We start from the raw sequence: 23,667 nt of genomic DNA on the forward strand, positions 1-23,667 counted from the left end.
ATGGACTTTTCGGCGGATAATTCGACATTTTGGCACATCATAAACGTCCAGAACAACAATAACGCCGTACAGCGCAGCTGTACGGCGTCTTAACAATTAAGCGGATTGAGTCGTCGGTTCGATCGGGCTATTGCCAAGCAAGGAGCGGAAACGGTCTCCATCGATCGTCTCTTCCGCGATCAGAACGTCGAGCGACTGCAGGAAGACGTGGCGCTGCTCGTTAAGCATGAGCTTCACGCGGTTCATCAATTCGTCGAGAATCGCCGCGTTCACGTGCGACCACTTATCCGGCGTCATCATCGAATTGTCGACGATGCCCATCTCGGTCAAGCCGGATTCCACCATCGACCGGACGATGCTCATCGCCTGATCGAAGTCGCCGCGCGAGCCGGTGCTGCGGTCGCCGTAGAACAGCTCTTCCGCGGCGGCGCCGCCAAGCGCCACCATAATCTGACCTTCCAAGAAGGCACGCGTATACAAGTAACGGTCCTGCTGCGGATTGTGGCGAACATAGCCTAATGCTTGGCCGCGGGGCGACAGCGCGACTTGAGACACGCTGCCCGGACGAACGAGTTCGGCCGTAATGGCATGGCCCAGCTCGTGGAGCGCGACGCGCTCGCGCTCTTCCTTCGTCGCTTCACGGTCGGTGCGCTCGCCCATCATGACTTTATCAATGGCCATCGACAGGTGCCGGTTGGAGATCGTGTCGCTCTCTTCGCGCAGCGCATAGATCGCGGCTTCGTTCAAGACGCTCTCGAGCTGGGCGCCGGAGAAACCGAACGATTCCGCCGCGACTTTCTCTAAATCCGTTTCTTGGGCTAGCGGTTTATTTCGCGCATGAATGCTCAAAATATGCGAGCGGCCTTTCTTATCCGGCAGGTCGACGGTGATATGGCGGTCGAAACGGCCCGGGCGCAGAAGCGCCGAGTCGAGCATTTCCTTCCGGTTCGTGGCCGCGATAAGCAAAATGCGCGGCGACTCCGATGTATGAATGCCGTCCATCTCCGTCAGGAGCTGGTTCAGCGTCTGGTCATATTCGCGATGTTGACCGCCGTCGCGCTTGCCGCCGATGACGTCGATCTCGTCGATAAAGACGACCGCGCTAGTCTTGTTTGCTTTGATCGCCTTCTGACGCGCTTCCTTGAAGAGGTCGCGGATACGGCTCGCGCCGACGCCGACGTACATCTCGACGAACTCCGCGCCCGAGGCGGCAACGTAAATGGAGTCCGTATAATGAGCCGCCGCTTTGGCGAGCAGCGTCTTACCCGTTCCCGGAGGGCCCGTCAATAGGATCCCCTTCAAGGGACGAATGCCCATCTTCGCAATCTGCTCCTCATGGACCAGAAAATCGAGCGCTTCAATCAGTTCCTGCTTCGCGCGCTCCTGCCCGCCGATCTCCTCGAAGGATAGCGGCGTGGTCGGACGCACCTTCGTTCTCTTGTCGCCGCCGATGGCGGCCAGGTTGCCGCGCGAACGCGCCACATAGATGACGCCCGTCAAGATCGCGGCGGACAGCACGAGCGGCATAATGTTAATTTGCGCGACGAACTGAAGGAAGATAATCAGGACCGGAATAAAACCAATCGCGATTTCCTTCGAATAATTACGCATTCGGCCATACCCCCATTTGATTCGGCGTACGAGGTAAGATCACGTGCTTGACCGCCTCGCCTTCCTTCAACGTAATGTAAACATTCTTATCATCCATCTCCGACGTCGCGGTGACGCCTTTATATTCTTGCTCGATCGCGATCATGGCCGCCGGAATTTGCGCATATTGCCGGTTCTCCATCGCCTGCGCGATATCGAAAAGCGTTGCCGACCAAATATCGTTCAATTTCTCGTCCGCTTGCTTGTTCTCGATTCGAAGTTCAAGCGTCCGATCGCCGATTACCGAATTGCCTTTCTCCGCGATCGTGTCATACACCTTTCGAATGTTAGCCTCCGGCGTCAGTGTTAGCTGGACCGTCACGTTCTCGCGGTCGACGATCGGCGTAGCTGCGGTTACGCCCGGCACTTCTTTCACGATCTGCTCCAAAGGCTGGACCGTCGCCACGTTACGGTAGGCATACCATCCCCCGACAAGCAAGGATGCGGATAACACGGCGGTCATCAATGTTGGTACGACTTTTATTCTCATGGCTGAAAAGCCCCCTCTCGCAGATTCGGTCTATATAATTCCTTCTAATCCGATAGAAATATCTAATCCGTATCAAAAAGTATAACACACGTCATGGACCGAGCGTGCGTGTAAGTGCTGGCAGTGCTGGCAGCCTTCACATCCGCTCTATCGTCACTGCTCTGTCCGCATCCTCTCAACCTGAACTTTAGTTTATCGCATTCCGCTCGATTATTCATGAATCAAAATGTTCCACGGCACGATGTTCCACGCCGAGTATGCCCTTGAGTATGCCAAAAAAAGCCGCTGCGTCTGCAGCGGCTTACGTCCGTGATTATTGTTTCGGCAAGTTATAGGTGATGATATAACCGCCATCGTTGTACCGGTAAAAATCATAATAATACATCAGCTCGCCGGATTGATCCCGCGCGTAGAACAACTCCCACACCGGCTGGCCTTCCAGCATCCCGAGCTGCATTTGCTTCAGCTCCGCATCCGGCTTCCCTTGGAAAAACTGCTCCTTCAGTTGGGCTCTGATGACGCTGTCCCTCTTCTTACGCACGATAAACTGGTCCAGCTTCTCCCCGGTCAACCAGACGACGGCATCGTCCCCATCCGCGTCCTTCCCTTCGACAACCCAAGCCGTCGTATCCCACACGTACTTGTAGGCATCCTTTGTCGAGACAAGACCGGCCATCTGTTTGGCTTGCCACTTCGCTTGGTTCTCTTCCTTCCACCGCGGGCCTTGAACGTGCATGTAATAAGCGTTAAGGCCGATCAGCAGCGTCACCGCGACGACCGCTGAGAATAACGCAATTCGCACCGGCGTCCAAAACGGAAGACGTTTGCGTCGTACGGTCCGCATTAACGGGCCAGCAACCCTTCAAACGCGCGTTGTGCCTCGGCCATAATTTTCTGCTCGTCGAGCAGCGTGCACACGCCAGATTTCACGACCTGGCGGCCATCGACCCAGACATGCTGCACGTCGCGGCCGGAGCCGCTGTACACGAGATGCGAGACGATTTCCGTCTGCGGGTAAAAATGCGGTTGTTCCGTATTAATGGCAATAAAATCGGCTTTCATGCCGGCTTTCAGCGCGCCGATCTCATCCGCTTGCCAGATCGCCCGGGCGCCATAGACCGTGCCCATCCGCAGCGCTTCCATGGCCGGAATCGCCGTTGGATCGCCGGATACGCCTTTATGGATCAGCGCCGCGATGCGGATCTCGTCGAACAGATCCAAGTTGTTATTGCTCGCCGCGCTATCGGTGCCAAGCGACACGGTCACACCGGCCTTCAGCAGCTCCGGCACGCGCGCGATGCCGCTCGCCAGCTTCAGGTTCGACGCCGGGTTGTGGGAAATCGCCACACGGCGTTCGGCCAGCAGCGCAATCTCGTCGTCGTTCAGATGCACGGCATGCGCCACGAGCGACGGCCGCGAGAAGAAGCCCAGCTTATCTAGATGCTCCACCGGACGGGTACCGTAATCGTTGACGTTCTGCTGCACTTCTGCCGCGGATTCGGACATGTGGGTATGAAGCGGCACATCCAGCTCATGCGCCGCGGCTACAATACGTTCAATGTAATCCGGCGGACACGTGTAAGGCGCATGCGGCGAAAGCATCGTCCGAATCCGTCCGTTTGCTTGACCGTTCCACTCTTTGGCGAACTGCTTCGCTTCTTCGAGCTTCGCGGTTTGCTCCGCCGGCGAGCAGAGGCCGATCACACCGCGCGTCAGCACGCCGCGCATCCCCGACTGCTCCACGACTTTGGCCAAAATCGGCATCCGGTCGTACATGTCCACGAACGTCGTCGTGCCGGACTTCAGCATTTCGATCACGGCCAGGGCATTCCCCCAATGCGCGTCTTCGTCGTTGAACTTGCCTTCCATCGGCCACATTTTATCCTGCAGCCACACCTGCAGCGCTTCGTCGTCCGAATACCCCCGCAGCAGCGACATGGCCGAATGCGCATGCGTATTGATCAGTCCCGGCATGAAAACCAGACCTTGGCCGTTGATGCGTTCCGCCCCTTCGGGAATCGGCGTTGGCGCTGCCTCACCTATGTATGTAATGCGGTCGTTCTCCACGACCATATGACCTTTCACCCAAGGCTGATTATCGTCCATCGTGACGAACGTGCCGTTCTCAATCCACAACCGGTTCATTCTCGGTCTCTCCTTCTTTCTCCAAATAGTACGCCAAACTGAGCAGATCCCGGGTAAAATCCGCGTAGTGAATGCGAACGTGTTCGGGTACGCGCAGGATGACAGGCGCGAAGTTCAATATCCCTTCGACGCCTGCCGCCACGAATCGATCGGCCACGTTCTGCGCTTCGAATGCAGGGACCGTAATAATCCCGATTCGGATGTTCAGTTCTTTCACTTTCTCGATCAGACTATCCATGGGCAGTACGGTCAAGCTGTTGATTTTCGTGCCGACGATCGGCGCATGCGCGTCGAATACCGCCGTTATTTTCATATTATCCTTCAAATACGTATTATAATTGCACAACGCGCGGCCTAAATTACCAGCGCCGACCAACCCGACGCTCAGCGGCTGATCCAACTTCAAAATTTGCCTGATTTTCTCGATCAAATACGAAACGTCATAGCCGATGCCTTTGCGTCCGAATTCTCCGAAATAGGCCAAATCCTTACGAATTTGCGCCGGATTCAAGTCCAGTTTGTTACCAAGCTCCTGGGAAGAGACGGTTTGAATATCGCGCTTGTGCAAATCGCCGAGCACTTGAAGATAGACCGGCAGCCGGCGAACGACGGCTTCGGAAATTTTGAACGTCTTAGTCATGTGCGGACCTCCTCTCCTGCTTTGGTGGATAGCCAATCGCGGATGCGCGGCACGATTTGATCCAAATGCATCGTCTCGATTTTCGGACCCGGCAGCGAATAAAGAAAGTATTTGCCATAGTAGGTATCGATTACGCGCGTATCATAGATGAGCACGATTCCTTTGTCCTTCGAGGTGCGGACGAGCCGGCCGAAGCCCTGCTTAAACTTGATAACGGCTTGCGGCACCGACAATTTCATGAACGGATTCTGCTTCTGCTGCTGCAGCATTTCGGATTTCGCTTCGATGAGCGGATGATTCGGCGGCTGGAACGGAAGTCGGACGATCGCGAGGCACGTCAGCGCATCGCCGGGGATATCGACGCCTTCCCAGAAGCTGCTCGTGCCCAGCAGTACGGATTTGGCCTGCTGTTGAAACCGCTTGGTAAGCTTGCTCCGGTTGCCGCTGTCGATGCCTTGCCCAATCAGCTGAATGCCGCTTGCTGCAAGCAGTTCCTTCAACGGATCGTATACCTGCTTCAGCATCCGGTACGAAGTGAACAGCACGAGCATCCGTCCTTTCGTCTCGACCGCCGTATCCGCAAGCGACTTGATCAGCAGCTCGTTAAAGTGAGGATCGCCTGCCGCCCCCTTCAATACAGGCAAATTGCGCGGGATGACAACGAGCGCCTGTTCTCTGTAGTTGAACGGAGACGGAAGTTGAACCGTCTTCAGTCGGCCATTCTTCTCGTCTTCGCCGAGCCCGAGCTGTTCCGCCGCATATTGGAACGACTTCTGCACCGATAGCGTCGCCGATGTAAGCACGACGCTTTTCTTGGCGTCGAAGAAGTGGGTGCGCAGCTGCTCGCTGACATCGGCCGGCACGGCATAAAGATGGATGGATTTTGCCCTGAAATTCGTGTTTCCCTCCAGCCAATACACCATATCAGCCTTGTCGGCTTTCATGAAGGTGCGAAGCTCGTCGCGTGCCCGTGTCAAATCCTTGACCGTCCCGCTCAAGTCCGTCACCATCGCGACGATCGCCGAGTCGTCGACTTCGTCTTTGATTTCACCGAACACTTTATCCAGCGTTCGCACGATTTTGCTCAAATGCCCGTGAATGCTTTCCTCCACGATTTGCGCGTCGCCCCAGCCTTTCGGCAAATTGCCATGGCGCAAGCGGAGCACCAGCTGTCCCGTCTCTGCTGAATCGGATTGGCCGCTGCCCATCATTGCGTACAGCAGCTCGAATAATTGGTCCCAATCGTCCCGCAAATCGCCGAAATCCGGCAAAATCTCGTCGATCTTCTCCCGCCACGCAAGCGATTTGTCAGAGGGTTCTCCCGCAAGCTTGTGAATGAGGCTGACCAGTTGCCCGTTGCGCGCGTCCTTGGCTAATCGGACAAGCGGATGCTGCACGGACAAATACGAAATTTGGGTGCCCAGATGCTTGCCTGCCACTTCCTCGAGATGGTGCGCCTCGTCCACGATTAAATGCTCATAACCGGGAAGGAGCCGGTGGTCTGCGCGGATGTCGGTGAACAGCATCGAATGATTCGTAATGACGACGTCCGCCAAATTCGCTTCCTGTTTCGCGCGATGATAATAACAACGCTTAAACCAAGGACAGCTTCGATTGAGGCAGGAATCGGCGTCACTGGCGACCGTTCCCCAGAATTCCGACCCTTTGTTGCCGAAATTCAGTTCCTCTTGGTCACCATGTCCGGTCTCCGACAGCCACACGACCATTTGCGAAGCCGTAATGCGGTCTTCGGTCGGGGAAGCAAAATCGTGCATATTCACCTTGCCTTCGAATTTGCGAAGACACAAGTAGTTGCCCCGTCCTTTAAATATCGCTGCCCGGAACGGAGCGGGCATCACCTGCTGCAATAAAGGCAAGTCCCGTTGACGCAATTGTTCCTGCAGGTTAATCGTATGCGTGCTGACGACTATCTTTTTATCCTGCTGGATACCATAAAACAGAGCGGGAATCAGGTAGCCGAGCGATTTGCCCGTTCCTGTGCCCGCTTCAATAAGCAGGTGCCGGTTCTGTTCAAGCGCGGCCAGCACCTCTTCGAACATTATATTTTGAGGTTCTCGTTCCTCGTAGCCGGGAATGAGCGCCTTGATATTCTCTTTGAGTCCGCTTAAAAATTGGTCGAACGTCCAATCCGCGACCGGAATATCCTCGCCTTCGCGGGGCGATTGTTCTTCCGTCCAATCGCCCGCTTGCATTGCGAATTGCCTGAAATATTGATAGGCATCCGAATCCACGGTGGACATCGTCTCTTTGCGTATCGCAATCTCGTTCACGAACCAACCGGTATCGTCGATGGCGTCTCCCAGCAGCGATGCAATGCGCTGCAGCGTCAACAGCGGCAATCGCTCCAGCTTGCGGTAGCATTCCGCGAACAGTTCGGCGGTTGCCATTGCGTCGCTATCAGCCCTGTGATGCTGATCGTGTACGATTCCGAAATGCTCCGTGACCGAGCCCAGCTGATACGAGGTGAGCGTCGGGTATAGGATGCGAAGCAGATCGATCGTATCCAATCTCCGTCCATCGAAAGTCATATATCCGCTTCGATCCAACGCCTGGTTCAAGAAGCCGGCGTCGAAACCAACGTTGTGGGCGACCAGAACCGCATCGTCCAGCAGCGGGATCACTTCGAGCAGCACTTCGTCAATCGGTTTCGCATCGACTACCATCTCATCATCGATGCCCGTAAGCTGCGTAATAAAGGCTGGAATCGGTATGGTCGGCTTGACGAAGCTGCTGTACGACCGAATCGTCTGCATCTCCTCGTCAAGCAGCACCAGCCCGACTTGTATAATTTCATCGCCGGCCCCATGGCCGGTCGTCTCAAGATCCAAAACCGCATAGTTCATCTTCCGCTACTCGATCCTCTCCGCAAACTAAAGCTGCCCGCTACCGAAATAAAGAGATAAGTGCCCGTCTTGCTTCTGACATGATTTCAAGTTCGATAAAGGGTCGGTAAAAGCCGGGTCAGTCTCGTGCGCCTTCAAGAAATAACGTTCCGCCTGCTCCAAATTCATTCGTACCGCTTGAATACAGCCAAGCGCGTTATATCCGAGCGCCTGCCACTTGGGGTGATCGGTCAGCTCGACGAGCAGTTGAAAATGCCGCTGCGCCTCCTGCCATTGCTGAAGATGCATATGCGTCATCGCAAGAAACAGACGCGCCATGTTGTTCTCCGGGGCTGCTTGCACCGCTTGCTCGAAGTGGTCAGCCGCTTCTTTGAACATGAATAATTTGAAATACCCCTGCCCTTTAACCATTAATCCCGTTTCGTTGCCGGGATCTTGCATAACCGGCTGCTTGGGCACAGCTGGCTGGGATGAAAGCCCATTCGCCGGCTTATCGCCTTCGGGCTTGCCGACAGGCGCAACTGGCGGTCCGACAGCCGCAGACGGTACGCCGGAAGGTTTGCCCCCATCCGGCGCGTCCCGGTACGTATTACGGAATTCGGCCAGCTTCTCCTCGAATTGAAGCCATTCTTCAATAAAGGTGTCGCTCATTGATTTTAGCATGGATAATTGCTCGAAGTACCGCTTCTTTTGATCGAGTTCGGCGCTGCCAAAATGTACCATGATCTCGTCAAGCAGTTCGTGCATCGTTGCGAATACATGCTGGAACATCGCCTGCATCCCCACCTTCACGCGTCGAATTTGAATGAAATGTTATGCTCATTCTTTGCGCGGGGGAGGCTTTTCATACTCCATGGCATTCGTTACACAACCCAACCAGCCGAATTAAATGCTGACGCCGTGCACCTCTTCATAATGGGCGTCCACCGGTTTGTTGCCGGCATCCATGATCACGATCTTCGGCTTGTACTGCCGGGCTTCTTCCTCCGTCATCATGCCATACGAAATAATGATGATGTTGTCGCCTGGCTGCACCAGACGCGCCGCAGCGCCATTCAGACAGATGACGCCGGAGCCGCGAGGGCCGGTTATCACGTAGGTCTCGAGCCGTGCGCCGTTGTTGTTGTTGACGATCTGGACCTTCTCGTTCGCCCAAATGTCGGCCAGTTCCATCAGGTCTTCGTCGATCGTGATGCTTCCCACATAATTCAAGTTCGCTTCCGTGACGGTCGCGCGGTGAATTTTCGATTTCATCATCGTTCTAAACATGGTAGCCACCTCCGTGCAGTTCCATCAAGCGGTTATCGATCAGTCTCGTTCGGCCGAATTTGACGGCCAGCGCGACAAGAATTTTACCTTCGTGAGCCGTTAGCTCGGATTCGTCGTTCAGAGGTTCCAAGTCTGGGTAGGTCAGCACCTCGGCATAATCAATGTCCGCCAAAGGCGCTTGTCCAATCGACTCTTTTATTTTATCCGAAAGCGCGCGATTCGTCATGCCCGGGGATTTCACCCATTCTTCGGCAAGCGCCAGCGTCCGGGACAGAATGACCGCCTGGCCGCGCTCTTCCTCGCTCAAGTAGACATTGCGGGAACTTAAGGCAAGACCGTCCGACTCGCGAACCGTCTCGCAAGGCACAATCTGGACGGGAATATTCAAGTCTTCCGTCATCCGCTCGATGACCGCCACCTGCTGGGCGTCTTTCATGCCGAAATAGGCGCGGTCCGGCTGGACGAGGTTGAACAGCTTGCCGACGACCAGCCCTACGCCGTCAAAATGCCCCGGCCGGGAGGCACCGCACAGCCGCTCGGTCACTCCGCTGATCAGAATCTTGGTCACCGGCTTGTTCGGATACATCTCCTCGACGGACGGCATGAAGACCACGTCGATGCCGTTCTGCTCCGCGATGCGAAGATCCCGCTCGGCATCCCTCGGGTAACGGTCGAAATCCTCGTTCGGTCCGAACTGCATCGGGTTGACGAAGATGGAGAGCACGGCAAAGCCGCACTCTTCCTTCGCTCTTCTCATCAAGCTTGCGTGTCCTTCGTGCAAGAAGCCCATCGTAGGCACGAAGCCGATATGCTGCTCAGGGCGGGCATCCCGCTGGCCGCGAAGAGCCGCGCGCAATTGTTCGATCGTCTTGGCGATAATCACGGTCTTGCGCCTCCTTGATGCTGCAGTTCCTTCGCCGGAGATTCCGCGGCCGCGGCCGCTTGCTCCTGACCGCCGTACAGGTTCGCGATCTCCGACTGCTCCTGTACGCCGAACGCGTGCTGCTCGGCCGGGAACGCGCGGGATTTGACCTCCGTTATATAGGACGAGATCGCCTCTCGAATGGTTGTTCCGATGTCCGCATAGGTTTTGACGAACTTCTTCTCCCTGTACGGCGAAGCGTATTTCAGCAAGTCATGGTAAACGAGCACTTGCCCGTCACAGCCGCGTCCCGCGCCGATGCCTATCGTCGGGATCGACAGCTCCTGCGTGATCGCCGCGGCCAGCGGCTCGGTGACCAGCTCGAGCACGATGGCGAATGCGCCGGCGGCTTCCAGCGCTTTGGCGTCGTCGATCAGCTGCTGGGCTTCTTTCGGCAGCTTCCCTTGAACCTTATAACCGCCCAGCTGATGAACCGATTGCGGCGTCAGGCCGATATGGCCCATAACCGGGATGCCCGCGCGTACGAGCGCGGCTACTTCGTCCGCGATATCCGCGCCGCCTTCCATCTTCACCGCGTGCGCGCGGCCTTCCTGCATGAGACGCGCGGCGTTGCGCAGCGTCGTCTCCACGCTTAGCCGGTATGTCATAAAGCTCAGATCGGCCACGACGAACGTGTTCGCGGCACCGCGCACCGTCGCGCGCGTGTGGTACACCATATCGTCGAGCGTGACCGGGATCGTAGTATCGTAACCAAGCACGACGTTGCCGAGCGAGTCGCCGACCAAAATGATATCGATGCCCGCTTCCTCGGCAAGTTTGGCGGATGGGTAATCATAAGCCGTAAGCATGGAGATCGCTTCGCCAAGCTGCTTCATTTTTTTCATCTTCGTAATGGTAAGTGCCTGTTTCATGTCTTCATCCTCCTTTAAGGATTAGGGTAAACACAAAAAAACCTTTTAGCCGCCGCTAAAAAGGTCCCAAATCGAAAAGGAGCGTCTTTCGTTGCTTACGCAAGCTTCCTTCTGTCTCGGTCCCTAACGGCTCAGAGCAGAATACGCACTGCCATGCAAATATTGGCCAATCTCCTGAAGACCGTCCGTTCGGGTGCAGTTCGCCCCATCCGCGATACCGCCCCGAATACGGTTTCCAGTTAAATCAAGTATACCAGATCGCACCCGAAATCGTCTATGAACGGGCATCCAAGGGCCGGACCGCTTCCGCGGAGAAGACGGGAAGCTCCGTGCCGTCCGCAAGCCGCACGAGCAGCGCGCCGCTGTCCATTAGCGAGATCGGCACGCCTTCAACCGCTCCGCCCGGCGTCATTAACTTCGCGGGCTTATGCAGCGTCACAGCCAGCGCTTCCCATAAAGATTGAATGGTCGTGAAACCTTCCCGCAAGTACAACCGGTACAGGTGCTCGAATTGTTTGACGAATGCCCCGATGACGCCGGCCCGATCGACCGTCTCGCCCGATGCGATGCGCAGCGACGTCGCGATCTCCGCCAGATCCGCTGGGTAGTCGTCTTCTGTCAAATTCACGCTGATGCCGATTCCCATGATCACGTGCCGAATCCGCTCGTCTTCGGCCGATGACTCCAGCAGAATACCGCTGATTTTCTTACCCTCGATCAACAAATCATTCGGCCATTTAATGCCGATATCCACCGGAACGCGCTCCTTGAGTGCCCGGCACAACGCAACCGCCGTCAGCAAGGTGAGCTGCGGCGCGAACTGGAGAGGCAGACTCGGACGGAGCACCATGCTCATATAAATGCCCTTGCCTGCGGGCGATACCCAGGTGCGCCCCATTCGGCCGCGCCCGCTCGTTTGCTGTTCCGCGATGACGAGCGTTCCTTCTTCCGCGCCTTCTTCGGCCAGCTTATGGGCAATATTTTGCGTGGAGTCGACGGACTCGAATAATTTGATGCCGGATACGAGCGTCGTGCCTTGCAGTTCGCCGAGCAGCTCTGCCATCGTTAACCGGGAAGGCCGGCCGACCAGCCGGTAGCCCAAGCGGGGGGAGGCATCGATCGTATAGCCCTGCGCTTCCAGCTTGCGGATCTGCTTCCAGATGGCCGTGCGGCTGATCCCCAGCTCGCGGCTGAGCAGCTCGCCCGATACATATTGTTCGCCGCTCTCCTCCAGCAAGGTCAAAATGCGGTTGCTCATCGTGTTTCGCCTCTGCTTTCTCTCTGACTTTCCAGCGTCTCTGCCCATTGCAGCAGCGTCTCCGCCACATTCTCCACCCTACCATGGGCGGCTTCGCGCAGCATTTCCTTCAGCAGTTCGCCAAGCCATGGGCCGCTAGATCGGCGAAGACGTCTCATGACTTCGCCGCCCGTCACCGCGAGCCCGCGCATGTCCGTGACCGCCATGCCTTCCCGATATTCGCGTAACAGCGCAGGAAGCGTCGTAAAGAAGTCGGCATGCGCCACATTCTCCGGCTGCGCCAGCGGAAGGCGATCCAGCGCGAACAGCCAGTTGTCCGCGATGGACGTGCCGTGCGACAAGATGATGTCGATCCAATAATGCTTCAATTGTTGAAGCGTATCGGCATTCGGAACGACCTCTCCTTCGGACAGGTACCGACTTAAATAAGCATCCATGCATGCAGCCAAGCTCATCGTCAACCCGAAATTTGTTCTTCGGCTGTTGGCATACTTTAACGACTCAAACAATAGTTCGGCATCCGCGGACGTCAACCCCCGAGCGAAACCAATGCGCAGCCAATTCAAATCGATTGGCTTGTCCGATTCAGCCGAAAATTCGTCTCGCGCCTTTTCGAAGCTAGCGAAGGGCTCATAGGAACGAGCCTCTCCGTCGATCCTTAATCGGCTTGGCAGCGGCTCTTTCGTATGCGCGAGCAAGCCGCTGCGCGCAAACAAAACGGCAGCCCGCCGAGGGTGGCTGCCGCTCATCATTTTATCGGCTTCCGCGCCGATGCGCTCCATCGCGACATGCCGCAGCAGAGGCGCATACCGCTTGAGCGCGCGCCACGTGCCGAGCGCGATCCGCAGCCGGAATTCTCCGGCAAACCGGACCGCGCGCACCATCCGCAGCGCATCCTCCTGAAATCTTGCGTCGGCGTCGCCCACACAGCGAAGGATGCCGCGGTCCAGATCCGTCGCTCCGCCGTAAGGATCGACCAACGTCCCGTCGGCGCGTACCGCCATCGCATTCATGGTGAAATCCCGGCGGAGCAAATCGGCCTCGAGACTCGTTACGAATTGCACGGCCTGCGGCCTGCGATATTGTTCGTATTCGGATTCCGTCCGATACGTCGTCACCTCGTACGGCATATCGTCCAACAACACTGTAATCGTGCCATGTTTGAGTCCCGTCGGGATATGGTTCGGAAACAAGGCGATCACTTGATCGGGCGTCGCCGATGTCGCCAAGTCCACATCCTTGATTGGACGACCCAAATACGTATCCCGTACGCAGCCCCCTACGAAAACGGACTCGTACCCGTGCGCCTGCAGCGTCTCAATGACGGGAAGCGCCCGAGTCATCTCTTGCGCCAGCTTCATGCCGCGCTCCCTCCTCGGCTTGCTATTCGCTGCAGATCGGCTGCGGCACGTCGGCCTCGATTCCCAGCACGCGATAATAGATCCGTTCGTATTCCGCGGTGATCAAGTCATTGCAGAATCTCGTTCTGGCTCGATGAAGACAAGCTTCCCGGAACTTCTGGTACATGGCTTCATTACGCAGCAGCGTAATCGCGTGCTCTGCCATCGTATCGGTGTCTCCGATCGGTGCCAGGAAGCCCGTTTCTCCGTGGGTGACAAGCTCCGGAATCCCGCCGGCCACCGAACCGATCGTCGGCACGCCGCATGCCATCGCTTCCAGCGCCACCAAGCCGAAGCTCTCCTTCTCGGAAGGAAGCAGCATCAGGTCCGCAATCGAAATGACGTGCGCTACATCATCCTGCTTGCCTAGGAAATGAACGCGGTCCGCCAGCCCCATCGAGCGGATTTTATGTTGAATTTTCGGCAGATCCGGCCCTTCTCCAACAAGCAGCAGCCGGCTTGGCACTTCTTCCGCCACTTTCGCGAAGATGTCTACCACGTCTCCTACGCGCTTGACGGGACGGAAATTCGAGATATGCATTAAGATCTTCTCGCCGTCACGCACGAAATCGCTGCGGAAATTCGCACAGCTGCGCGGGTAATAGATCCGTTTGTCAACGAAGTTATAAGTCAAGTCGATCGGATTGTCGATCTCAAGCAATTCCTTCGTTTCGTTGATCAGATCCTGCGAGACGGCTGTCACCGCATCACTCGAGTTGATCGCCAGCCGGATAAGGTCCTTGAGCGATTCGTCCTGAGCCAGCACGGTAATATCCGTCCCGTGCAGCGTAGTGACGGTTTTGATGTCGCCGCCGATCATTTGCTTGGCCAGCAGCGCACAGATCGCATGCGGGACCGCGTAATGAACATGCAGCAGATCCAATTGCTGCATCTTGGCCACCTGCGCCATTTTGCTGGCCAGCGATAAGTCATACGGCGGATATCGGAACACGTAATAATCGTTAACCTCTACCTCATGAAAGAATATATTTTTCTTGAATTGACCGAGCCGAAACGGAATGCTGTGCGTAATAAAATGAATTTCGTGCCCTTTCTCGGCCAGCAGCTTACCCAGCTCCGTCGCGACAACGCCGGACCCGCCGAGCGTCGGATAACAGGTAATGCCGATTTTGAGAGGTCTCGCCACGGTTTTCCACCTCCTGGTGCGTTCTTTAGATAACGATATGCTTGATGTGACGAAAACTGGCGTTAAAATAATTCAACGGGCTGCGGTTTCTTGGTCGTAAACCCTTCCGCGTAACCCCAGCCTCTCGATTGGCCCAACAATAAATCCCTTGCCGCCACCCGTTCGACGTATCGGTCGGTCAGCGGCGTGCTGACATGATCTTGACCGAGACTCGCGGGGTTAAACTGGGATTTGTACGCTTGAAGCGAAGCGATCTTACGCTCGTAGTATGCGCTGACGTCCACCATGAGCGTCGTCCCCGCCGTATCGTTAATATAATAGAAAACAAGCTGTTCGACGTTGACCGGGGGCATGTCCGGCGCATACTTACGCAGCTTGGCATTGAAAACAGCCTCCTCGACCATTCGGCTGCACGCCACATGATCCGGATGCCGGTCATCCCAATACGGCGCAAATACGAGTCGCGGCCGTAATCGTCTGATTTCGCGAACAATCGCCTCGATCTGCTGCGGGGAGCCGTTCAGCCCTCGATCCGGCAGCGCAAGACAAGAGCGCTCGAATAGACCAAGCACCGCGGAAGCTTCGGCGGCTTCTTGCCGCCTCGATTCCACGGTGCCATTCGATGACATCTCTGCCTCGGTCAAATCGCAAATCGCCGTCTTGCGACCAGCCAGTGCATGCTTGGCCAACGTGCCGGCCATGCCGATCTCCACGTCGTCCGGATGCGCGCCGAACGCCAATATATCGACCGAATATGTCATGATTCTCCCTACTCCGGTTTATATTTGTGGACCAGTTCCCGCCAAGCAAAATCGCCGCGTTCCAGTGCTTTGACGAGCAGCTCGGCGGTCGCCACGTTGGTCGCGACCGGAATGCCCTGCACGTCACATAGGCGAAGAAGGGCAATAATGTCCGGCTCGTGCGGCTGCGCCATGAGCGGATCGCGCAGGAAAATAATCAAGTCCATCTCGTTCGTGGCCACCAACGCGCCGATCTGCTGGTCGCCTCCGAGCGGTCCCGACATAAATCGATTGATCGAAAGCGACGTTTGCTCCATAATACGGGTTCCCGTCGTCCCCGTCGAATACAGCGTATGACCTTCGAAGACGGTTTCGTACGCCGTTACGAAGTTCACCATTTCGTCCTTCTTGCGGTCATGCGCGATAAACGCGATATTCATGATGTGTTCTCCTCTCCCGTTATCCCGGTAACCGGCTCTTTACTCCATAATGTGCTCGAAACCGTAAATAAGTCCCTCGTACGTCATGACTTTTTTCACCGCGTGATTGACGCCGGGCATATAACCCGCACGGTCGTAAGAATCATGACGAATCTTCAGCGTTTGGCCGAAAGCGCCAAACACGACTTCCTGCTGGGCGAATACACCCGGCAGCCTAACGCTATGTATGCGAAACCCGTTATAATAACCGCCGCGCGAGCCTTCGATGATTTCTTCCTCGTTCGGATTGCCTTGGCGAAGCTCGCCGCGCGCTTCGGAAATGAGCTCGGCCGTCTTAATGGATGTGCCGGATGGCGCATCCAGCTTCTGATCGCCATGATATTCGATGATTTCCAGATGCGGCATATACTTGGACGCCTCGGCCGCGAACTTCATCATCAGTATGGCGCCGATGGAGAAGTTTGGCGCAATCAAAGCGCCGATTCCCCGCTCATTGCACAGCTTGTCCAGCTCTTGCATTTGATCTTGGTTAATGCCGGTTGTCCCAATGACCGGGCGCACGCCGTGCATGATGGCGATCCTTGCGTTCTCGTACCCGACCTGCGGGATCGAGAAATCGACGAGCACATCGGCCTTGGCCGAAGTTAGCGCCGACTCGAGATCCGCCGCGGTCACGACGCCGCAAGCCGCGACTCCCGCAAGGATGCCTGCATCCACGCCGCCGGCAGACGGGGAGACGGCCGCGACCAGTTCGAGCGTTTCGTCTTGAAGGACCATTTTGACGACTTCGCGTCCCATCCGGCCGCGAGCTCCCGCTACCGCCACTTTGATTCGTTCATTCATAACGTACGTAACCACCTGTCTGCATTATCTTTTCTTCTTCCGAACAATCGTGCGAAACGTTCCGCGCAATTTGCGGTTCACGTCGGCAAGCAGCCGCTGTGCGGCCGAATGATGCGGGTCGAGCTTCATCGCTTCATGCGCGAACTCCGCCGCTTCTTCATACCGATGCTGCGAAGCATAGACCGCGCCGAGAAGCAGGAGCACCTCCACATTAAGCGGATCTAGTGTCGACGCGAATTTCAGCTTCTCGATCGCGCTGTCGGTCTCCGGCGGCGTTCTGCCGAGCAGCCCTTCGACTTCCCGCAGCAGCAGCTTGGCTTGCACCGTCTGCAGCTGAAAGCGGTATTCGTCCGAGCTCGGATCAAGCGCGGCGGCCCGCTCCGCGTGATACAGCGCTTTTTGCGACTTGCCGCTCCGCAAGCACGTAATGGAACATCTATAATGATGCGACGCGTGATCCGGTTCCAGCTCGATCGCCTGTTCGAACCAGCCGATCGCCTGCTCGTAATCGCCGTTCAAGATGGCTTCGTAAGCTTTCTTTATGCAGCTTTCTCCATCCATCCGCCCACCCTCCTTGTCTTAAGGTTGATGGTAACAGCATATGACGGAGGCGCGGTTACGGTTCGATGTTTTTTGGCGTCCAGCGGCCGGCGTCGCGCGTATTGAATTTATGCATAACCCGGTCATGCGCTTCGGTAAGATCGATGCCCAGCGAATTCGCGAAACAAATGACGATGAACAAAATATCGCCAAGCTCCATCTCGATGGAGTTGTCCGCTTCATCCGCCTTCTTCGGCTTCTCCCCGAACGAATGATTGACTTCCCTAGCCAGCTCGCCGACCTCCTCGGTCATGCGGGCCAGCATGGAGAGCGGGCTGAAATAACCTTCTTTAAACTGCGAAATATAACGGTCCACTTCGCGCTGCACTTCGGCAAGCGACTTCTCGGATCCCTTCTCGTTCATCGCGTTAATCCAATCCTTCCCTCAGGTTCACTCCATATGTTATCGTAAAGCGTCCGCGAAAACAATGCTTTTCGATTGCGCTCAAATCAGCCATACTAGACAAGGCAACCTTAGTTTTTGGGCAGAAAGGAGTTTTACATCATGAACGCACGGCTATCCGCCTTGCTGCGTCAGGTGCCGCTTATCACCCTAGGCACCGCCATTTATGCATTCGGCCTGCAGTACTTCATTATTCCGAATCAGCTGATGGAGGGTGGCGTAACCGGCATCGGGGTCCTGCTGAATTACGCGCTTGGTCTTCCGCTCTCGATCTCTACGCTCTTGCTGAACATTCCGCTTTTCATCATCGGTTGGAAGGTGCTCGGCAAAAGTCAGATGGGGCTCTCCATTTACGGCACGGTCTCGCTCTCGTTCTTCCTCTGGCTGATCGAGAAAGGCGTGGAGGCCGAATGGATCGAACCGTTCCAAACGTCGCACGACTACATACTAGCCGCTCTGTATGCGGGGGTTACGACAGGCGCCGGGCTCGGCATCGTCTTCCGCTTCGGCGGCACGACCGGCGGTGCGGATATCATCGCGCGGATTGCCTCCAAGACGCGCGGCTGGAGCATGGGACAAATTATTCTCACGCTCGATGCCTTCATTATAGGAGCTTCGCTTCTATATATATCGAAGGAGAAAGTGCTTTACACCCTCGTGATCGTATTCATCGCCGCGCGCGTGATCGATTTCATTCAAGAAGGGGCTTATGCCGCCAAAGCGTTCCAGGTGTTCACCGACCACGGACCGGAAATTTCAGCTCTGATTACGAAGGAGATGGAACGGGGCGTTACGCTGTTTGACGCGAAAGGCGCTTATTCCGGCCAACAAAAACAGGTCGTCTACTGCGTGATCGCGCGCCATGAAATCCGGCGTCTCAAAACGATCATTCGCAGCATCGACCCGCGGGCATTCGTCGTCATCTCCGACGTACACGACGTACTCGGCGAAGGGTTTAAAGAAGAATAGTTACGAATCGCGCTCCCAAGGCGATTTGGGCGGCGGATAAGACGCGCCGTGACTTTCCTCGAATTTATACCGTTGCCATCCTACGAAAGCAAGCACGCCCATGACGAAGGCGGCGATAAACATCGTCGCGAGCTGTTCTCGGACAGGCGCGGCAGGCACCGGCGGCATGATCCGGGTTGGTGCCGGTCCCGCGGCCGCCGCATCGGATAGTTCGCCCGAAGCCGTCTTCGTCGCGGCGTTGTCGTTAAAGAGGACGTCAGCCGAGTTCTGCAGCTCCAGCCATACGCGATCCAAATTGCGATTTCGCTCTTTCGCGCCGCTGCTCTTGGCCGCGTACACGATCGCATACTCCATCCGGTTCATTAAATCCTGAAAATGCGAAACATCCGCTTCAGGCCGCTCCAACAACGCCGCCACTTCGACTCGTTCGGCATGAATGCGCAGCACGTTCAGCGCAGCCAGCTCGGCCGATGCGCGGTCCTCCCACTCGATTACCCATGCTTGGCGCAACCGTTCCAAATCTTCTTGTATGACGTCCTGATATTGAAGCCATAGCGGCGAAGACCGATACAGCGCATCGATCGCCAGCTTCAAGCGCGCCGCTTGAAGATAGGCTTCTTCTCCATTCGGTTTCTGAGTGAAGGCCTTCTTCGCCGACTGAATGCTCGCATCGAATGCTTGCCAACCCTTCAGCGTACCCATAGACCGAACTTCGTCTCGCTTGGACTCCCGTTCCAATTGAACGAGCGCCGAATAAGCATGCTGACGATCGCCCTTGTTCGCGGCATTGTAAAGCTCGTCCGCTATCTTTATGGCTTTATCCCCGCCCACGGTACGCGCATAGGTGTGAGCGGACTCATGGACCGAAGTCGTCCGTACCCAGTCGCTGGCACAGCCTGCCGTTATCATCAAGATCGCCGCCAATACGATTGTCGCGCCGATTGTTCTCCTCACACGCATCCCCCCACTACTCTCAATGTATGGGGGGATGTCCCAACTTATGCTTCGATTCGTCTTGCCTTACGGCCAAGTCGGAGAAACAGCAGCGTAATTAGCAAGCTGAACAACGTTAGACCGAACGTAAAATTGCGAACGGCATGAACGATGCGGTCCAATACTTCCGGCAGCCAAGGATAGATGTAATACGTATAGTCCATCGTATCGTTCAGCCACAACCAGCAGCCCGCGGCGAACGCGGCCCAACGCCCAAACGTGAAGAAGCGCACGAACAACAGCCCTTCCACCGCCATGCTTAAATGGGATACGATCAGCATATAATGCTGCCATACGAGCTGATCGCCTTTCATCGCGCCGGCCAAGATCATGACGACCGCCCATATCCCGTATTTCACCGACGTCACGACGCCTAGCGCTTCAATGACCATGCGAATCCCCCGTGCAACCGGACCTGCGTCTGGAGAGGGCGGGAACAGTAGATAAATTAATGCCAGCGTAAAGAATAAGCTCGCCGTAGGGCTATCCGGCACGAATACCAACTGCCAAGCTGGCTGCGTCTGCGACGTATCGATCAACTGATCGCCGTACCAATAATAGCCATACACGGTTCCCAATGCATTGACGATGAACAACAGCCACAGCACGCGGCGATCCAATAGCACGGAACGACTCATTACAAATGAAATAAGCGACACGGCTCATTGCTCCTTCCTCTACCCCGACCCGATTGTGTTCAAAAAAAACCTGATCGCGATGAAACGATCAGGTTCTTCATGAGTTATTCAGCTTTCTTCTGTTTCGCGAGCCATGTCGCCAGCTGGTCGATCTGCTCGGCGCTCAGGTTCTCCCCGAATGCCGGCATTCTTCCGCCGCCCAGACCGTTGGTTACGATATCCGCCAATTCTTCTTTGGTGTGTTCGTCGCCCACGCCTCTCAAGGCTGGCACGTTCGCGCTTTCGTTTCCTTTAAGATCGGTTGCATGGCAACCTACGCAGTTGGCTTTGACGATTTCCATAACCGGGTCGTCCTCGTCCACGATCGGAATAACGGCTTCCTCGACCGGAACGCCGCCATTCGCCTGCGCCTTCTCCCACTCTTCACGGGCTTTCTCTTCACGAACGTGGTGCTCTGGAATCGTGTTCGTGATTTCAAGCTCGTGCTCGTAGTGGTCCCAAGAAACCTTCGTCAGGTAAAATAGCGAGAACAGCGAGAGCAGCATCAGCGCTGTCGCGATCGGACGTCTGTAGAAACGGCGTTCTTTGCCCGTATCCAGGAAAGGCGCAAGGAGAAGCGCCGCGAAAGCGATCCCCGGCACGCCGAGAATACCGAATGCGACGTAATCGCCCGATGCGTAAGGGTATTTCAGGAATTGATACATAAACAAGAAGTACCAGTCCGGCATCGGAATGAATGCCGCGTTCGTCGGATCTGCCGGATAACCGAGCGGTGCCGGTTCCGCAATCGTCAGAACAAGGAAACCTACCAACGCCACGCATCCGACCATCCATTCCTTCAGCAGGAAGTTCGGAATGAACGCTTCCGACTTGCCCGGGAAAGCAGTGTAGTCCGGCGGGATCGTATCGCTGCCGACGCTCTTAGGCTTCTTCACCCGGGAGTCGCCGACATAAATTACTTTTTCGTTCGATTTGTGACCATGTGCCATTCGCGAATTACCTCCCTTCGGCTTAGAGTGGTCCAGAAATGCCTTGACGGCGGATCATGATAAAGTGAGCCCCAAGCAGCGCAAGCAGCGCGCCTGGCAGGAAGAACACGTGGATCGCGAAGAAGCGAGTCAGCGTCTCGGCGCCGATAATGTCGCCGCCCTGCAGCAATTCTTTAATGTAAGGTCCGATATACGGCACGGCTTCGGCGATCTGCATGCCTACCTTCGTGGCGAAATAAGCTTTGTTATCCCACGGCAGCAGGTAGCCCGTGAAGCCAAGACCGAGCATGATGAAGAAAATCAGCATGCCGACAACCCAGTTCATCTCGCGCGGCGCCTTGTAGGAACCGGTGAAGAAGACGCGAAGCGTATGTAAGAACATCATAACAAGCACAAGGCTTGCGCCCCAGTGGTGCATACCGCGCACGATGCCGCCGAAAGCGACTTTATGCTGCAGGTAGTCGACGCTCTTGTAAGCGTTCAAAATATCCGGGACGAAATACATCGTCAGGAACATACCCGACAAAATCTGGATGACCGTGATGAAAAACGTCAATCCGCCAAAGCAATACACGAATGCGGAGAAGTGATGGGCCGGGTTAACGTGTTCCGGAACTTCATGATCCGCAACGTCCCTCCACAGCGGCGTAATATCAAGACGTTCGTCGATCCAGTTGTACACATTTTTCAACATCTGAGCCTACGCCCTCCTTATACTCGTGTATTCTCTTTGATCGGTCCGAGATAAATCCAGCCTTCCTTGACTTCCAATTCATACTCGTCAAGCGGCTTCGGCGCAACGGAAAGCGCTTTTCCTTCGATCGTGTAATGCGCGCCGTGACATGGACATACGTACTCGTTGTTCTGCTCCGTATTCCAGGCGATCGTACAGCCCAAATGCTTACAGACCGGAGAAAGGGCGTAATACTTACCCTGCTCGTCCTTTCTGATCCAGGCCGTTTGTTCCGGATCGCTCACGTACCAGCCATCGATCTGGTGAATCTTGAACTTAAACTCCTGCGGTTCGTTCGTTACTTTCGATTCTTCAACAACCTTGATCAAGGTGCTTCCGCTTTTCTTTTTAAGAATCGGATCAACCGCGAAACGAACCATTGGCAGCGCTACGCCAGCAGCCATGAAAGCCGTTGCGCCTCCGAGCGTATATGACAAAAATTGACGTCGGGACATTTCGTTGCGTTTCACCGGTCGATGTGCGTTCTGATCGTGGTTACTCATCTTGTTCTACCCCCTTTGCCAACCATATCTTGCGTCTTGCCACATTGACAAAACGTATGACGAACTTAGGACATTTCCTATAATAGCCTAGGTCATATAGAGCGTCAAGAATACTGCCAAAGTTTTGCTGGACGGAACAAAAGCCCATTTTGAAATTGTTACGATTTTGTCACAATTGACCTGCTATGGCATTTGTTTTTCCCAAATCGTTTTCGACTTATGCAATTGCTGTCGATTCCGGCGGGAAAAGAGCGTCTTCGCTTATCGTCCCAGCCATAAGTTGCGAACCGCGGCGTTGACCTCATCCGATTGGGGCGGATTGCCCTGCGCATCGGTACCCACGATCAAATCGGCGCTAGCCACCTTGCCGATCCATGATTCGATATCGAATGCAGCCGTCAGGATCACGTATTTGAAACCGGATCTCTTCAAATTGGCGCAAATCTGTTCAACCTGTTCCGCTCCTGCGCCATGATCGGCATATTGGCAGGACGGATAGGTTACGATCCGGCCCTTGAAAGGCTGTTCGATTCGGTCAAGAACGTCCCGCAGCCTCTCCAGCGCTTCGGTTGCTTCGAAAGGCAGTTCGTTGCCGCTCAAGCCGGTAACCGGCAGTACGGCCGTATCGAGATATGGCGCAAGCTCCGCCCATTGGTCCGGCGTAAGTTCGCTGAATTTCATCGTTTGCTTGTCCCCTTCGCGAATAGCTTCATATTTCCCCAGACATCCCTTTATCCTACCATAATCTCGCCAGGTAAGAAACGATGCTTCGGTGGAGCGCTCAACCTTAAGCTTCTTCCCTTCCCCCAACAGCCTTCGATTGGACGAATTGCATGCAAAAAACCTCCGCGGCGAGGTAGCTTGGAAGCTCTTCGCGCGAAGGTTCGCGGGCGCACGCTTAAGCGTGCAGCGTCTTTAATTCATCGGTCAATCTGCGAAACGTATCCTTATCTCCTGAAGCTAGCGCTTTATCGATCGCTTGATACAATCGTTTCGTCCGGAATTCCACCACTGCCTTATCCAACACCATCTCGGCCGCAAGCCCGAGCATGGCTTCATACGATACTTTCATTTTGTCCATAGGATACACCTCCAAGCTTTCGTTCAAAGATATCCTATACTCATTCCCCTGGCCGAGCTGTCTCTCATCGTCCGCATG

26 protein-coding genes are annotated in these 23,667 nt (G+C 55.6%); 1 reads left to right on the plus strand and 25 read right to left on the minus strand.

Annotation, left to right across the window (positions count from 1 at the left end; all coding sequences use genetic code 11):
* Window positions 1-96 precede the first annotated feature (96 nt).
* The 18 genes from ACFSKT_RS08120 to ACFSKT_RS08205 form a co-directional block, all read right to left on the minus strand.
* The gene (locus tag ACFSKT_RS08120) at window positions 97-1,611 is read right to left on the minus strand and encodes an AAA family ATPase (protein ID WP_377722255.1); all 1,515 of its coding nucleotides are present in this window, start codon (window positions 1,609-1,611) and stop codon (window positions 97-99) included.
* Window positions 1,604-2,140: a hypothetical protein gene (locus tag ACFSKT_RS08125; RefSeq protein WP_377722256.1), complete on the minus strand. Its 537-nt coding sequence runs from the start codon at window positions 2,138-2,140 to the stop codon at window positions 1,604-1,606. The genes ACFSKT_RS08120 and ACFSKT_RS08125 overlap by 8 nt, the downstream gene beginning before the upstream one ends.
* Window positions 2,141-2,453: 313 nt before the next feature.
* Window positions 2,454-2,984: a cell wall elongation regulator TseB-like domain-containing protein gene (locus tag ACFSKT_RS08130; protein WP_377722257.1), complete on the minus strand. Its 531-nt coding sequence runs from the start codon at window positions 2,982-2,984 to the stop codon at window positions 2,454-2,456.
* Window positions 2,984-4,285 carry an amidohydrolase gene (locus ACFSKT_RS08135; RefSeq protein ID WP_377722258.1) on the minus strand — a complete coding sequence of 434 codons (1,302 nt, stop codon included), beginning with the start codon at window positions 4,283-4,285 and terminating at the stop codon, window positions 2,984-2,986. Before ACFSKT_RS08135 ends, ACFSKT_RS08130 begins: the two co-directional genes overlap by 1 nt.
* Window positions 4,266-4,925: a redox-sensing transcriptional repressor Rex gene (locus ACFSKT_RS08140; RefSeq protein ID WP_377722259.1), complete on the minus strand. Its 660-nt coding sequence runs from the start codon at window positions 4,923-4,925 to the stop codon at window positions 4,266-4,268. Before ACFSKT_RS08140 ends, ACFSKT_RS08135 begins: the two co-directional genes overlap by 20 nt.
* Window positions 4,922-7,789 carry an ATP-dependent DNA helicase DinG gene (gene dinG, locus ACFSKT_RS08145; protein WP_377722260.1) on the minus strand — a complete coding sequence of 956 codons (2,868 nt, stop codon included), beginning with the start codon at window positions 7,787-7,789 and terminating at the stop codon, window positions 4,922-4,924. Before dinG ends, ACFSKT_RS08140 begins: the two co-directional genes overlap by 4 nt.
* A gap of 27 nt (window positions 7,790-7,816) precedes the next feature.
* Window positions 7,817-8,560 (minus strand): tetratricopeptide repeat protein, encoded by a 744-nt coding sequence (locus ACFSKT_RS08150; RefSeq protein ID WP_377722261.1) that lies wholly within the window; start codon window positions 8,558-8,560, stop codon window positions 7,817-7,819.
* A gap of 114 nt (window positions 8,561-8,674) precedes the next feature.
* Window positions 8,675-9,058 carry an aspartate 1-decarboxylase gene (panD, locus tag ACFSKT_RS08155; protein ID WP_377722262.1) on the minus strand — a complete coding sequence of 128 codons (384 nt, stop codon included), beginning with the start codon at window positions 9,056-9,058 and terminating at the stop codon, window positions 8,675-8,677.
* The gene (panC, locus tag ACFSKT_RS08160) at window positions 9,051-9,941 is read right to left on the minus strand and encodes a pantoate--beta-alanine ligase (protein ID WP_377722263.1); all 891 of its coding nucleotides are present in this window, start codon (window positions 9,939-9,941) and stop codon (window positions 9,051-9,053) included. Before panC ends, panD begins: the two co-directional genes overlap by 8 nt.
* On the minus strand, window positions 9,938-10,852 hold the full coding sequence (gene panB, locus ACFSKT_RS08165; protein ID WP_377722264.1) for a 3-methyl-2-oxobutanoate hydroxymethyltransferase: 915 nt from the start codon (window positions 10,850-10,852) through the stop codon (window positions 9,938-9,940). Before panB ends, panC begins: the two co-directional genes overlap by 4 nt.
* Window positions 10,853-11,126: 274 nt before the next feature.
* Window positions 11,127-12,110, minus strand: coding sequence for a biotin--[acetyl-CoA-carboxylase] ligase (locus tag ACFSKT_RS08170; protein ID WP_377722265.1), 984 nt, complete (start codon window positions 12,108-12,110; stop codon window positions 11,127-11,129).
* Window positions 12,107-13,471, minus strand: a complete 1,365-nt coding sequence (locus ACFSKT_RS08175; protein ID WP_377722266.1) for a CCA tRNA nucleotidyltransferase — start codon at window positions 13,469-13,471, stop codon at window positions 12,107-12,109. The genes ACFSKT_RS08170 and ACFSKT_RS08175 overlap by 4 nt, the downstream gene beginning before the upstream one ends.
* A gap of 22 nt (window positions 13,472-13,493) precedes the next feature.
* Window positions 13,494-14,657: an N-acetyl-alpha-D-glucosaminyl L-malate synthase BshA gene (gene bshA / locus ACFSKT_RS08180; RefSeq protein WP_377722267.1), complete on the minus strand. Its 1,164-nt coding sequence runs from the start codon at window positions 14,655-14,657 to the stop codon at window positions 13,494-13,496.
* Between the two features lie 62 nt (window positions 14,658-14,719).
* Entirely contained in the window at window positions 14,720-15,418 is a 699-nt protein-coding gene (gene bshB1 / locus ACFSKT_RS08185) for a bacillithiol biosynthesis deacetylase BshB1 (RefSeq protein WP_377722268.1), read from the minus strand.
* A gap of 8 nt (window positions 15,419-15,426) precedes the next feature.
* Window positions 15,427-15,837, minus strand: a complete 411-nt coding sequence (gene mgsA / locus ACFSKT_RS08190) for a methylglyoxal synthase (protein ID WP_377722269.1) — start codon at window positions 15,835-15,837, stop codon at window positions 15,427-15,429.
* A gap of 39 nt (window positions 15,838-15,876) precedes the next feature.
* Window positions 15,877-16,680, minus strand: a complete 804-nt coding sequence (gene dapB / locus ACFSKT_RS08195; RefSeq protein ID WP_377722270.1) for a 4-hydroxy-tetrahydrodipicolinate reductase — start codon at window positions 16,678-16,680, stop codon at window positions 15,877-15,879.
* 24 nt (window positions 16,681-16,704) lie between these two features.
* On the minus strand, window positions 16,705-17,241 hold the full coding sequence (locus ACFSKT_RS08200) for a tetratricopeptide repeat protein (protein WP_377722271.1): 537 nt from the start codon (window positions 17,239-17,241) through the stop codon (window positions 16,705-16,707).
* A 55-nt stretch (window positions 17,242-17,296) separates the two neighbouring features.
* Window positions 17,297-17,644, minus strand: a complete 348-nt coding sequence (locus ACFSKT_RS08205) for a nucleotide pyrophosphohydrolase (protein ID WP_377722272.1) — start codon at window positions 17,642-17,644, stop codon at window positions 17,297-17,299.
* Between the two features lie 141 nt (window positions 17,645-17,785).
* Between ACFSKT_RS08205 and ACFSKT_RS08210 the strand changes: the two genes are divergently transcribed.
* Window positions 17,786-18,652 carry a YitT family protein gene (locus ACFSKT_RS08210; RefSeq protein WP_377722273.1) on the plus strand — a complete coding sequence of 289 codons (867 nt, stop codon included), beginning with the start codon at window positions 17,786-17,788 and terminating at the stop codon, window positions 18,650-18,652.
* Here ACFSKT_RS08210 and ACFSKT_RS08215 read toward each other — a convergent pair whose 3' ends face one another.
* The 7 genes from ACFSKT_RS08215 to ACFSKT_RS08245 form a co-directional block, all read right to left on the minus strand.
* Entirely contained in the window at window positions 18,653-19,606 is a 954-nt protein-coding gene (locus ACFSKT_RS08215; RefSeq protein ID WP_377722274.1) for a sporulation protein YpjB, read from the minus strand. It lies immediately after the preceding gene.
* Between the two features lie 44 nt (window positions 19,607-19,650).
* Window positions 19,651-20,304 (minus strand): DUF1405 domain-containing protein, encoded by a 654-nt coding sequence (locus ACFSKT_RS08220; protein WP_377722275.1) that lies wholly within the window; start codon window positions 20,302-20,304, stop codon window positions 19,651-19,653.
* Between the two features lie 83 nt (window positions 20,305-20,387).
* Window positions 20,388-21,272 (minus strand): c-type cytochrome, encoded by an 885-nt coding sequence (locus tag ACFSKT_RS08225; RefSeq protein WP_377722276.1) that lies wholly within the window; start codon window positions 21,270-21,272, stop codon window positions 20,388-20,390.
* Between the two features lie 22 nt (window positions 21,273-21,294).
* Window positions 21,295-21,966 (minus strand): menaquinol-cytochrome c reductase cytochrome b subunit, encoded by a 672-nt coding sequence (gene qcrB, locus ACFSKT_RS08230; protein ID WP_377500011.1) that lies wholly within the window; start codon window positions 21,964-21,966, stop codon window positions 21,295-21,297.
* Between the two features lie 17 nt (window positions 21,967-21,983).
* Window positions 21,984-22,508: a QcrA and Rieske domain-containing protein gene (locus ACFSKT_RS08235; RefSeq protein WP_377722277.1), complete on the minus strand. Its 525-nt coding sequence runs from the start codon at window positions 22,506-22,508 to the stop codon at window positions 21,984-21,986.
* Between the two features lie 261 nt (window positions 22,509-22,769).
* Window positions 22,770-23,189, minus strand: coding sequence for a DUF2487 family protein (locus ACFSKT_RS08240; RefSeq protein ID WP_377722278.1), 420 nt, complete (start codon window positions 23,187-23,189; stop codon window positions 22,770-22,772).
* Between the two features lie 217 nt (window positions 23,190-23,406).
* A complete protein-coding gene (locus ACFSKT_RS08245) occupies window positions 23,407-23,589 on the minus strand; it encodes an IDEAL domain-containing protein (RefSeq protein WP_148928237.1) in 183 nt (60 codons plus the stop codon).
* Between the last annotated feature and the right edge of the window lie 78 nt (window positions 23,590-23,667).

The sequence above is a fragment of the Paenibacillus xanthanilyticus genome, from assembly GCF_042682185.1.
GTDB classification, from domain to species: domain Bacteria; phylum Bacillota; class Bacilli; order Paenibacillales; family Paenibacillaceae; genus Paenibacillus_Z; species Paenibacillus_Z xanthanilyticus.